Source organism: Alteromonas sp. M12 (assembly GCF_037478005.1).
GTDB classification, from domain to species: domain Bacteria; phylum Pseudomonadota; class Gammaproteobacteria; order Enterobacterales; family Alteromonadaceae; genus Aliiglaciecola; species Aliiglaciecola lipolytica_A.
In genome coordinates, this window is sequence record NZ_CP144164.1 from 2,741,624 (window position 1) to 2,754,561 (window position 12,938).

Annotated in this window: 11 protein-coding genes; 5 read left to right on the plus strand and 6 right to left on the minus strand. The window is 41.0% G+C overall.

Features of this window, described 5'->3' with window-relative positions; genetic code table 11:
- Positions 1-103 precede the first annotated feature (103 nt).
- Complete coding sequence (locus VUI23_RS11825) at positions 104-2,326, minus strand: NADP-dependent isocitrate dehydrogenase (protein WP_342804491.1); 2,223 nt, start codon at positions 2,324-2,326, stop codon at positions 104-106.
- A gap of 306 nt (positions 2,327-2,632) precedes the next feature.
- On the opposite strand from VUI23_RS11825, the gene VUI23_RS11830 reads away from it, so the two are divergent.
- The 4 genes from VUI23_RS11830 to purB all read left to right on the plus strand — a co-directional run bounded on the left by VUI23_RS11830 (position 2,633) and on the right by purB (position 6,486).
- Positions 2,633-3,208: a pseudouridine synthase gene (locus VUI23_RS11830; RefSeq protein WP_303500964.1), complete on the plus strand. Its 576-nt coding sequence runs from the start codon at positions 2,633-2,635 to the stop codon at positions 3,206-3,208.
- Positions 3,209-3,343: 135 nt separating this feature from the next.
- Entirely contained in the window at positions 3,344-4,468 is a 1,125-nt protein-coding gene (mnmA, locus tag VUI23_RS11835) for a tRNA 2-thiouridine(34) synthase MnmA (protein ID WP_342804492.1), read from the plus strand.
- Positions 4,429-5,103 carry a high frequency lysogenization protein HflD gene (hflD, locus tag VUI23_RS11840; RefSeq protein WP_216047499.1) on the plus strand — a complete coding sequence of 225 codons (675 nt, stop codon included), beginning with the start codon at positions 4,429-4,431 and terminating at the stop codon, positions 5,101-5,103. The genes mnmA and hflD overlap by 40 nt, the downstream gene beginning before the upstream one ends.
- A 9-nt stretch (positions 5,104-5,112) precedes the next feature.
- Positions 5,113-6,486 carry an adenylosuccinate lyase gene (gene purB / locus VUI23_RS11845; protein ID WP_342804493.1) on the plus strand — a complete coding sequence of 458 codons (1,374 nt, stop codon included), beginning with the start codon at positions 5,113-5,115 and terminating at the stop codon, positions 6,484-6,486.
- Between the two features lie 35 nt (positions 6,487-6,521).
- On the opposite strand, the gene VUI23_RS11850 is transcribed toward purB, so the two are convergent.
- The 5 genes from VUI23_RS11850 to VUI23_RS11870 form a co-directional block, all read right to left on the minus strand.
- Entirely contained in the window at positions 6,522-7,103 is a 582-nt protein-coding gene (locus tag VUI23_RS11850; protein ID WP_342804494.1) for a hypothetical protein, read from the minus strand.
- 25 nt (positions 7,104-7,128) lie between these two features.
- Positions 7,129-7,893, minus strand: coding sequence for an SDR family oxidoreductase (locus VUI23_RS11855; RefSeq protein WP_342804495.1), 765 nt, complete (start codon positions 7,891-7,893; stop codon positions 7,129-7,131).
- An 86-nt stretch (positions 7,894-7,979) separates the two neighbouring features.
- Positions 7,980-8,744: a glucose 1-dehydrogenase gene (locus VUI23_RS11860; protein ID WP_216047503.1), complete on the minus strand. Its 765-nt coding sequence runs from the start codon at positions 8,742-8,744 to the stop codon at positions 7,980-7,982.
- Positions 8,741-9,748, minus strand: a complete 1,008-nt coding sequence (locus VUI23_RS11865) for an NADP-dependent oxidoreductase (protein ID WP_342804496.1) — start codon at positions 9,746-9,748, stop codon at positions 8,741-8,743. Before VUI23_RS11865 ends, VUI23_RS11860 begins: the two co-directional genes overlap by 4 nt.
- Positions 9,749-9,773: 25 nt before the next feature.
- Positions 9,774-11,573: an acyl-CoA dehydrogenase gene (locus tag VUI23_RS11870; protein WP_342804497.1), complete on the minus strand. Its 1,800-nt coding sequence runs from the start codon at positions 11,571-11,573 to the stop codon at positions 9,774-9,776.
- A 152-nt stretch (positions 11,574-11,725) separates the two neighbouring features.
- On the opposite strand from VUI23_RS11870, the gene VUI23_RS11875 reads away from it, so the two are divergent.
- Complete coding sequence (locus VUI23_RS11875) at positions 11,726-12,709, plus strand: helix-turn-helix domain-containing protein (protein ID WP_216047506.1); 984 nt, start codon at positions 11,726-11,728, stop codon at positions 12,707-12,709.
- Positions 12,710-12,938: the final 229 nt, after the last annotated feature.

Below are 12,938 nucleotides of genomic sequence, written 5' to 3' on the forward strand. Positions count from 1 at the left end.
TACTACTTTTCAAATAAAAAAGCAGGCATACATTGCCTGCTTTTTTGTGTGTCTTGTTTATCGACCGCCCCTAATGGATGCGATCGATAAAGTCCAAATACAATTAAGAAATAATTGAATTTAGTGTAGAACTTGGACACATTGCTTTAGTAATTAAGCTTTCATTTGGATAATAATATCCACCAATATCTGCTGGTTTAGCTTGAGTTGCATCAATTTCCGCAACAATACTTTCTTCATTGTCACTTAATGCTTTTGCAATTGGTGCAAAATACTCTGCCAATTCAGCATCTTCAGTTTGGCTAGCAAGCCCTTGTGCCCAATACATAGCCAAGTAGAAATGGCTACCACGGTTATCAAGTTGTCCCGCTTTACGTAATGGTGACTTACCATTATTCAGCAGGGTTTCAGTAGCTTTATCTAACTCTGCTGCCAATACCTTAGCTTTACCATTGTCATTTTTAATCGCTACATCTTCAAGAGATACGGCGATAGCAAGAAACTCACCTAACGAATCCCAACGCAAATGCCCTTCTTCAACAAATTGTTGAACGTGTTTTGGCGCAGAACCGCCAGCCCCCGTTTCAAACAATCCGCCACCGGCCATTAGTGGCACTATAGACAACATTTTTGCACTGGTACCTAGTTCCAAAATTGGGAATAAGTCAGTTAGGTAGTCACGCAATACGTTGCCGGTAACAGAAATCGTATCCAAACCACGAATAGCGCGCTCCATGGTGTAACGAATAGCACGAACTGGCGCCATTATTTCAATGTGTAAACCTTCAGTATCATGCTCTTTTAAGTACTCAGTTACTTTGTTGATTAGTTGAACATCATGAGCACGTTCATCATCTAACCAAAAAATTGCTGGCATACCTGAAAGTCTTGCACGAGTAACCGCAAGTTTCACCCAATCGCGAATAGGCGCATCTTTGGCCTGACACATACGCCAGATATCACCCTCTTCAACCGCGTGCTCGATAAGTACATTGTCATCTTGATCGATTATTTGTACTTTACCGTCACCGGTCATTTCAAATGTTTTATCGTGAGAACCGTATTCTTCAGCTTTTTGCGCCATCAAACCGACGTTTGGAACTGTACCCATAGTAGTTGGATCAAATGCACCATGAGTTTTACAGAAGTTAATCACTTCTTGATAAATCGTTGCATAAGTACTTTCTGGGATAACAGCCTTAGTATCCTGAGGTTTTCCATCTGGACCCCACATTTGACCAGAGCTACGAATCATTGCAGGCATAGACGCATCAACAATAACATCGCTTGGTACGTGCAAGTTAGAAATACCTTTGTCTGAATTAACCATCGCTAGCGGCGGACGGTCTTGATAACAACGGTTAATATCTTTTTCAATTTCGGCGCGCTGAGAAGCAGGTAAGGTTGCGATTTTATCGTAAACACTGCCCAGACCATTGTTAGGATTAACACCTAGCTCATCAAACAAGTCTTGGTACTTATCGAACAATTCTTTGTAGAAAACCTTAACACAGTGTCCAAATACAATTGGGTGAGACACTTTCATCATGGTTGCTTTAACGTGTAAAGAAAACAAAATACCCGTTTCTTTGGCATCTTGAATTTGTTCTTCAAAGAATTTACACAATGCTTTTTTGCTCATGCACATGCCGTCAATCACTTCACCAGCAAGTAAATCAACACGCGGCTTTAGCGTCGTTTTATTACCAGCAGTGTCGGTGAATTCGATACGAACATGACCCGCCTTCTCTACCGTGACTGACTTCTCACCTGAGTAGAAATCACCACCATGCATGTGGGCAACGTGGGTGCGAGAAGCTTGGCTCCATGGCCCCATTGAATGAGGATGTTTTTTCGCATAGTTTTTAACCGCTGTAGGTGCTCTACGATCAGAGTTCCCTTCACGAAGTACTGGGTTTACTGAACTACCTAACACTTTACCGTATTGGTTTCTAATTTCTTTTTCTTCGTCTGTTTGCGGATTTTCTGGAAATTCAGGTAACGCGAAACCATTATCTTGTAGCTCTTTAATCGCAGCTTTTAATTGAGGGATTGAAGCACTGATGTTCGGCAGTTTAATAATATTTGTTTCTGGTGACTGGGTAAGATCCCCTAAGATAGATAATGCATCAGGGACTTTTTGCTCATCGGTTAGGTAGTCAGGGAAGATAGCCAAAATCCTGGCAGCTAACGATATATCACTCACTTCAACTTCTATATCCGCTGCAGTAGCAAATTTACGTACAATGGGTAAAAGTGAATATGTAGCCAACGCAGGGGCTTCATCAGTTTTTGTGTAAATAATCTTAGACTTTGATGTAGTCATTATATACCTCAGTGGTGGCGGCGTAACCGCCTGGTTAATCCAAATTACTCAGACGAAAGCGCTGATAATTAAAAAATTTATCAAAAAACTTAAAAATTTGAGCACAGATTCTAATCAATATAGCTATTATAACCAGTATTTTATTACATTATTTATGCATAAATTAGATTGAGTCTTCGTGTACAACGACAATAAATAGTTCATCACGAAAGGTTATAGATGCTAACAAACAATGATATATGGGCTAAACTCCGTTTACTAGATCCAAGCACACGAAAACCATAAAAAAGTGAATAGTTATTCAAAATGAATCAAAAAAAACACATAAAAAAGAAACCAACTGCTCAAAAAAGAACCGTACTTTTATTTAATAAACCCTTTGATGTGCTTACCCAATTTACCGATGAGCAAAATCGTAAAACTCTTAAAAACTTTATAAATGTACCTGATGTTTATGCTGCTGGGCGATTAGATCGGGATAGTGAAGGTTTATTAGTATTAACCAATGACGGTAGACTGCAACATCAAATTGCCAACCCAAAACAGAAGACTGCCAAAACTTATTGGGCACAGGTAGATGGTGATATTACGCCGGAAGCTATTAGTAAATTAAGTAAAGGCATCGAATTGAAAGATGGTCCAACGATGCCCGCCCTAGTTAAAAAAATTCCACCTCCAGATGTATGGGAACGTGTACCGCCGGTAAGATTTAGAGCCAATATTCCAACCAGTTGGATATCGTTAACCATTTCTGAAGGGCGTAATCGACAAGTTCGAAGAATGACTGCAGCCGTCGGTTTCCCCACTCTACGCCTTATTCGTTATCAAATTGGGCAGTGGACAATTGACGGCATAGAGAACGGAAAATATCGGATTTTATAGGGAGTTCAGAAAACCATTATGGTTTAATTATTTGGTTATAAATTAGTTCTTTTTTGTAATCCTGCGTATTTATCTAAAGGCTTTATTTTGCTAGACTTGCCGCCCAATTTAGCAGCCAAGAATTCGCCAGCAAATATGTCAAATATGAACACGACCACAAATTTACAAAACGCTAACATAAAAGTCATCGTTGGAATGTCTGGTGGTGTGGATTCGTCTGTGGCCGCTTATCTTCTTCAGCAACAGGGTTATCAAGTTGAAGGCCTGTTTATGAAAAACTGGGAGGAAGATGACAGTGATGAATATTGTTTAGCTGCTGAAGATTTAGCAGATGCGCAAGCAGTAGCTGACAAACTTGGCATCGAGTTACATACAATCAATTTTGCTGCCGAATACTGGGACAACGTTTTTGAATATTTTCTTGAAGAATATCGGGCTGGGCGTACCCCGAACCCAGATATTATGTGTAACAAGGAAATCAAATTTAAAGCTTTTTTAGAGTTTGCAGCTGAAGATTTAGGTGCTGACTATATTGCCACAGGGCACTACGTGCGCCGTGAAATGAGAAATGGTCACTGGAAAATGTTGCGTGGTTTGGACTCAAATAAAGACCAAAGTTACTTCCTGTACACATTAGGGGAAGAACATATTGCCAAAACCCTCTTTCCTGTTGGCAATATCGAAAAACCTGAAGTACGCAGAATTGCTGAGCAGCAAGATCTTATTACTCACGATAAAAAAGACAGTACGGGTATTTGTTTTATTGGTGAACGAAAGTTCAAAGACTTTTTAGGACAGTATTTACCTGCTCAACCTGGCGTGATTGAAACCGCTGAAGGTATTGAGATAGGTCAACATGATGGACTGATGTTCCATACTCTTGGTCAGCGTAAAGGCTTGCACATTGGTGGTAAAAAAGAATTTGGCGATGAACCTTGGTATGTCGTCGACAAAGACGTCAAACGTAATGTGTTAATTGTTGGCCAAGGCGCAGATCACCCAGCCCTTTACTCTGTAGGCTTAATCGCAAACCAACTGCATTGGGTTGACCGCTTAGGTCCGCAACAAGAAATACGTTGTGCAGTAAAAACACGTTATCGTCAGGAAGATATTCCCTGTACTATTACGCCTCAGCCTAACGGCCACATTAAAGTGCTTTTTGATGATCCTCAAAAAGCAGTGACACCTGGGCAATCCGCGGTATTTTATCAACAAGATGAATGTCTAGGTGGCGGAATTATAGAGAGTTATTTGCGTTGAACATAGACAATGAAAAAGAAAAAACCTTAGCCTTAGCCGGTGTTTGTCAGGCCGCATCCTTAGTGCAGTCAGTAGCCCGAAAAGGCGAAGCCGACATCGATGCATTCAAGGCAAGTATCAATAGCATAGTTCTTACTGATGCCCAAAGCACAATTGAAGTGTATGGTAGTATCGAAAACTTAAAGCTTGGACTGGGTACGTTAATTGGCCAGTTAGGTAATACACCTATGCAAAAAGACGCTGAAATTACCCGTTATATCGCCAGCATCTTAGGCTTAGAGCGCAAACTCAAAAAATCATCGAAAAAGTTAGATGAGCTATCAAAACGCATAGAGCAAATTCAACGTCAAACTTTACATTTAGATTTATTCGATGAACAAATGATCAGTAATTTAGCCAGTGTTTATTCAGATGTAATAAGCCCTTTGGGCGCAAAAATCCAAATAGCCGGCACCCCTAATCAATTAAAGAAAGACGCTAACCAACATAGAGTCCGAGCGCTTTTATTAAGTGGTCTACGTTCTGCCGTTTTATGGCGCCAATTAGGCGGTAAAAGACGACAAATTTTATTTAACCGAAAAAGCATTGTGGCAAACGCATTGACGTTACAACACAGTATTCACCAATCTCAATAGGAGTAATTCATGGAATTGTCTGCACTAACTGCAGTTTCCCCCGTTGATGGCCGTTACGGCTCGAAAAGTTCAGCCTTACGACACTATTTCAGTGAATACGGTTTGCTAAAATATCGTGTTCTAGTCGAGGTACGCTGGTTACAAAAATTGTCTACCACCGCCGAAATTACCGAAGTACCGGCATTTTCAGCGGAAGCGATGACTTTACTCAATAATATCGTTGATAATTTTTGTGAACAAGATGCCCTGCGTATCAAAGCCATTGAAAAAACAACCAATCATGATGTCAAAGCCGTTGAGTATTTTTTAAAAGAAAAAGTTGAAAATAACCAAGAGCTAAATAGTGTCAGTGAATTTATTCATTTTGCCTGTACCTCTGAAGACATCAATAACTTGTCTCATGGACTAATGTTAAGTGAAGCAAGAGAACAAGTTATATTGCCTTACTGTGACAAATTAATTGCTGAGACTAAACGCTTAGCCATTGATTATAAAAGTATCCCTATGATGGCAAGAACCCATGGGCAACCAGCTTCTCCTACCACTATGGGTAAAGAGATGGCTAACGTCATGCATCGTTTACAACGTCAGCGCGAGCAAATTAAAGACGTCACTATTTTGGGTAAAATCAATGGAGCAGTGGGTAACTATAATGCTCACATAAGTGCTTATCCAGATATAGACTGGAATGCTTTTTCACAGTCTTTTGTGGAAAGTCTAGGGTTAAATTGGAACCAATACACAACTCAAATTGAACCCCATGACTACATTGCTGAGCTTTATGATGCAATGGCCCGTTTCAACACTATTTTGATCGACTTCGATCGAGATATTTGGGGATATATTGCCCTAGGTCACTTTAAACAAAAAACCATTGCCGGCGAAATTGGTTCTTCAACCATGCCCCATAAAGTCAACCCTATTGATTTTGAAAACTCTGAAGGTAATCTGGGTTTAGCCAATGCAATGTTTAATCATTTAGCCACTAAGTTACCTATCTCAAGATGGCAACGTGATTTAACTGATTCTACTGTCTTGAGAAATCTCGGTGTGGGTATGGGCTACTCTGTAATTGCATATGAATCTACTTTGAAAGGGATCAGTAAATTACAGGTAAATGAGCAAAGTTTGCTTAACGAGCTTAACAATAATTGGGAATTGTTGGCTGAGCCCATTCAAACAGTAATGCGACGTTATGGTATTGAAAAACCTTATGAGAAGTTAAAAGAGCTTACTCGAGGTAAAAAAGTCGATCAGGCTGCGATAGCTGAATTTATTGATAATTTAGATTTACCCAATAATGTGAAAACTGAATTGAAGCAAATTTCACCCGCAAATTATATTGGCGATGCAATTGCTTTGGTTGAAAAAATCACAGCATAACCCTCATCTACACCATGTTTATCGTTCCAAGTTGGTTAAATACCTGCTTGGAGCGATAATATCTGCTTAATTTCTTGCGTAAAAATTAGCTCAGCGTCTTTATTGTATCCCCTTGATGCCAAGTTCATAAAACCATGTTCGAATTCCGTCTTTTGGCACTTCACATTGTCATGTATAGCTAATTCGTCAATCACAGTATCTATGTTGAAATTCGGTTCTTTATGGGGAAAATAAAGTTGGGTTGGTAGAGAAGGCTTGAGTTTAGTAAAAAAACGTATTTGGCCTGGATAAAAACCATAAAAATTATCGATACTTTGCGAATAGTCTTTTTCACTCAACAACTTATATAGTGAAGCTGCCCCGGCACTAAAGCCTATGACGGTTTTGTTGGCAAGGCTGGCTGCTAAAGCGGCTGAAATTCGCATGGCATATTTTTCTATGCCGCCTGCTCGTTGAAATGCGGAATAAGCCAAAGCTTCATCAGTAAAATTCACCGAAGAGATATACGGACTGACAATGGTTAATTGCCAGTCCGCAGGTAAAACTTGGTTACACCATTGTTTGAAGGACGCCGTTTGCCCAAAAATATCCGAACAAACCACTAACTGATGAACCATGGAATTACCTATATTGATGACGTATTTACGCCATCATACCACCATCAACCACAACTGTGGTGCCGGTTGTGTAACTTGATGCATCGGATACCAAGTACAACACAGTCCCCGCCATTTCATCAGGATCAGCTACTCGGCCTAATGGAATAATTTGCAGAGCTTGTTTTAGGATCTTATCGTTAGTGGTTAACGCGGATGCAAACTTAGTATCGGTTAAACCTGGAAGTAGCGCGTTAACGCGAATATTTAAACTGCCACATTCTTTAGCGAAAGCTTTGGTCATGCTCACTACGGCAGCTTTCGAAATTGAATAAATACCCTGCATGTCGCCTGGCGAAAGTGCATTCACCGAAGCCGTATTAAGAATAACCCCACCGCCCTGCTCTTTCATCATTTTACCGGCAGCCACTGACATAAAGAAATAACCGCGAATATTCACATCTACAGTTTTATCGTAGGCGGCAAGATCAGTATCTAAAATGTGTCCGAAAAAGGGATTGGCCGCAGCGTTATTCACCAAAATATCTAGTTGACCAAACTGTTCTTTGATTTGCGCAAAGGTAGCATCTATTTGTGCTATTTCGCCAACGTGGCAAGCCATAGCATGGGCTTTACCGCCATTATCGCGAATGCTCTGGGCAACGGCTTCACAACCATCAATTTTACGGCTTGAAACAATCACCTCAGCGCCATAAGCAGCGAGTAATCGTGCAATCGACTCTCCGATGCCTCTACTAGCACCTGTTACTAATGCCACTTTCCCAGTTAAATCGAATAAATTTTTGTTCATTTTTTGTTCCTGTAAATAAAGAGCTTTGCATTTAAGCGCTCTGGAAATTAATTGCCCTTACGACTAAGAGCCTAAGGATAATTTAATTAAGCAGTTAATCCGCCATCTAACACCATTGAATGGCCTGTCATGAAGCTTGATTCATCACTGCACAGCCATGCTATTGCATAGGCAATTTCTTCTGCTTCACCAAGGCGTTTCATTGGGTTAGCACCAATCAGAGAGTTCTGTTGCTTTTCATTAAAATTCGCCAACACAGTTTCAACCATGGGAGTTTTAACAAAACTAGGACATACCGCATTAACCCGAATATTGGCCCGAGCATACTCAATAGCGACTGATTTAGTCAGTCCAATCACACCATGTTTCGATGCGCCATAAGCGGATATAGTCGGTGCCCCCGATACTCCAGCGACTGAGGCCAAATTAATTACATGGCCACCACCCACTTCCAGCATATGCTGAATAGCTTGTTTCATGCAGTACCAGACGCCTGTCAAATTGATTGCAATATTGCGATGAAACTCTTCATCTGGAACATCCAACATGCGTGCCGGTGTATGGTCGACACCAGCGTTATTGAGGGCCACATTAATTTGTCCAAATTTAGCGATGGCTGCTGCGTAAAAGGCTTTAACAGAATCATTTTGAGTAACATCTAATGCAAAAAACTCTACAGCGTATCCCTGCGCTTGTAGCGCTTCACTCAGGGCCTTTCCACCCTCGACATTACGATCGCCAAAAAACACTTTAGCTCCCCGAGACGCCAATAACTCGGTAGTTTTAGCGCCAATCCCTGATGCCCCGCCTGTAACCACTATATGTTTATTTTCTACGTCTGCAGCTTTCATGATGTATGGTCCACTTTAATCACCAACTTACCAAAATTTTCCCCTCTGAAAAGCATCAGTAAGGTATCAGGAAAAGTTTCTAATCCTTCTACTACGTGTTCTTTGGCAATCAGTTTACCTTCAGCGATCCAACCTGACATTTCAGCTGCTGCTTTGCCGTAATTTTCAATATTATCAAACACCACAATGCCTTCCATACGAGCTCGATTGACTAATAATGTTAAGTAATTTGAAGGGCCTTTAACTGCTGTAGTGTTGTTGTATTGACTGATTGCGCCACAAATAACAATTCTGGCTTTCATGTTTATCTGAGTTAATACGTCATCGAGAATGTCGCCACCGACGTTATCAAAAAACACATCAACACCATCTGGGCACTGCTCTTTTAAGGCTTTTTTAACGTCTGAATTTTTATAATCAACGACACCGTCAAACCCTAATTCATCAATCAAATAACGACATTTATCTTCACCGCCGGCAATACCTACCACTCGACAACCTTTGATTTTTGCGATTTGTCCAACAACAGTGCCTACAGCGCCAGCAGCACCTGAAACCACAACAGTTTCGCCAGCTTTAGGCTGACCGGTGTCCAAAATACCAAAATATGCAGTCATACCCGGCATGCCTAGCACACCTAAATAGCGCTCTAACGGTGCTAAATTGGGATCAACTTTATACACGCCCTGAGTTGAAATAACGGCGAAATCGGTCACACCAAAACCGCCGTATACAAAGTCTCCAGCGCTAAAATTAGGATCAGTTGATTCGAGCACTTCACCGACACCACCGGCTCGCATGACTTCGCCAATACCAACTGGAGGAATGTAGGATTTACCTTCATTCATCCAACCACGCATGGCGGGATCGAGAGAAATATACAGGACTTTAACCTTTATCTGATTGTCTCCAAGTGTGGGTAATTCTGTTCTCACAAAATCCCAGTTTGCTGCCGTTGGCGTCCCTACCGGACGTGAAGCTAAAAGAAATTGTCTGCTTTTCATAATTGTTGTTTCCATTTCTTTGTGATTAAAACCATTCGGGTTGCATATCGCTGCAACTACTGTCGAATGCTTGAAGTAGTTTTAAGTCTCTATCTATCAAAGGGAGTTCCCAATTGATGTAGTATTTTGCCGCTTGAATTTTGCCAAGGTAATATGACTTATCTTCAGCTTTGCACTCTGCCAATGCTTTTTCCGCCACGTTTGCTTGACGGATCCAAATCCAGCTCATCACAATGCTCGAAAATACATTCATGAAACATTGGGCATTAGCCAATAAATTAGGCAGCTTTTCATTTCGCAATGCTTCTCCAAGCACCGGAATTAGCGGTTGCATTTTTGCCATATAGTCCAAAGTGAATTTCACTAAAGGAGCACAGTTCTCTCCCGTCGCAGTGTTAAAATCTGCCAGTATGCGGGTTTGCAATGTGTTTAAACCTGCGCCATTTGCTTGCCACAACTTGCGTGTGAGCAGATCTAAGGCTTGAATACCATTGGTCCCTTCATGGATAGGGTTAAGGCGATTGTCACGCCAGCACTGTTCAACTGGGTATTCTCGTGTATAGCCTGCTCCTCCTAAGACTTGAATAGCTAAATCATTTGCCTTCACGCCAAACTCAGATGGCCATGCTTTAACCACAGGCGTGAGCAGATCCAACAGCTCTTCAGTCACTTTTCTTTGTTCTGCAGATTCCAACGTTTTCACATCATCCACTAACCTAGCGGCATATAAACAAAGGGACATTGCACCTTCAACGTAGGCTTTTTGGGCCAATAACATACGTTTGACGTCACCATGATTAATAATTTCGGTCGCCGGATCTGTAGGTGCATTATTTGGAGGAATACGGCCTTGAGTGCGATCTTTTGCGTAAGCTAAAGAATATTGATAGCCACTATAACCAATCATAGCGGCCCCAAAACCAACACCGATTCGCGCCTCGTTCATCATCAAGAACATGTACTTAAGCCCTTGATGAGCTTCCCCTAACAAATACCCATGACAATCCCCATTTTCACCGAAACTCAATGCGGTAGAGGTTGTGCCGCGATAGCCCATTTTGTGAATCAATCCGGCCAATGCAACGTCATTTTTAGTACTTGGCTCGCCCGCTTCATCTAAGCGATATTTAGGTACAACAAACAGTGAAATACCTTTAACGCCAGCAGGAGCGCCCTGAATTTTGGCTAACACTAAATGTACAATATTGTTAGATAACTGATGTTCACCGGCAGAGATATATAATTTACTGCCTTTAATACGGTAACTACCATCTTCGGCTTTAACCGCACTAGTTCGTATGTCTGCCAGTGAAGAACCCGCGTGGGGTTCGGTTAATGCCATTGTGCCGGTGAATTCGCCACTGAGCATTCTTGGCATAAATTGTTGCTTTAACGATTCTGAAGCAAAATTACCAATCACATTGGCTGCGGCGACGGTTAAGAAGGCATACCCTGAAGTCGATGGGTTAGCCGCCATAAAGTAGCCAGAGGTTGCCATCATTATGGTTTCAGGAAGCTGCATTCCACCTTCTTCAAAATCATAACGTCCAGCCATGAATCCCGCCTCGTTATAAGCATCAAATGCCTCTTTAACTTGTGGGATCATATGCACTGTTGTGCCGTCAAATTTGGGTTCATCTGCATCGGCAATAGCATTATGGGTGGCAAACTTCTCAGAAGCGATTTTGTTAGCTGTTGCTAAAATGGCATCGAAGGTTTCTTTATTGTGTTCAGCAAAACGTTCACGTTGCAATAACGATTCAATATCGAGCACTTCATATAATTGAAACGGTAATTCTTTAGGGTGGATTAATTCATCATTCATTAGGTGCATCCTTAGTTAGATCATGCACCTAGCATCACATATTTAGACCTGTACGCTAACTGTCATTATTGACTCTTTTATGGCTAATATCGCCACACATTCATAATCGTGATAAGCTTTTAAAAACCCAACTTATATAGAGTCATTTTAACGTGCACAATGTCACCATTTTAGGTTATGAACATGCTTATGCCAGTGCAATAACAGGCGCATTAGATATATTTGCGTTAGCGGGTGTGACTTGGCAACGGATGCAAGGCAAACCCCCTGAACGAATTTTTAATGTTCAGCTAGCTTCAGTGGGAAAACGTGATATTGAATGCATCAACCACCTCACTTTAAAGAGCCAAGTAGCCATTGAAGATGTTGACCAAACTGACATATTAATCATTCCAACTATAGGCGGAAAACTCGAAGAGGTGTTGTCAGCAAATCGTAACCTGCTACCTTTTTTACAATATTTCAATAGCAAAGGAACTGATATTGCCAGTAATTGTAGCGGCGCTTTTTTTCTCGCCGAAGCAGGCATTTTGAATAATAAAAAAGCGACAACACACTGGGGATATGCTGAGACATTTGCTAAGCGTTACCCACAAGTTGATTTGTTGTCGAACAAACTCATTACACAAGATGGTAATATTTACTGTTCCGGTGGCGGCATGGCTTGGTTCGATCTAGCCCTGCTATTGATTGAGCGATATTGCGGCCATGATGTGGCTACCAATACAGCTAAAGCCCATGTGTTGGATATTTCTCGGGGAAATCAAGCCGCTTACGCGCAATTAAGAAGTAAAAAATATCATCAAGATGCTGAGATTTTGCGTGCGCAAGAGTGGTTAGAAAGTAACTATCATCAACCTATTTCATTAGACCAACTGGCGAATCAAGTTAGCCTAACCAATCGTACCTTTTTGCGACGTTTCAAAATTGCCACAGAGCAAACTCCTTTTTCATATTTGCAATCCATTCGCGTCGAAGCGGCTAAGAAACTGTTAGAAACCGAGAACTCTTCGTTGGAAGCCATAGTGACAAAAGTAGGTTATGAAGATCCTCGCTCTTTCACACGATTGTTCAACTCACTAACCGGTTTATCTCCGAGTCAATATCGCAAAAAATTCTTTCGTACTTATAGTTAAATTCGAACTCGCTAAATAACAAACGAAAAATCTGAAAAATAACCGAATAATGTCGGCATTTATGACTATCTTTAAAGCATTGGTCGTATCTGAGCTATAAATATTGGATTCTGTTGGAATATAAAATTACACTAGCGCCCAAATAATGTTTGCAGCTTAAAACATGACCCAATTCTAAAAATATATCCGCTTTTTATCTCTTCTCAAGGTTAAAAAGCAAAAGGATAAA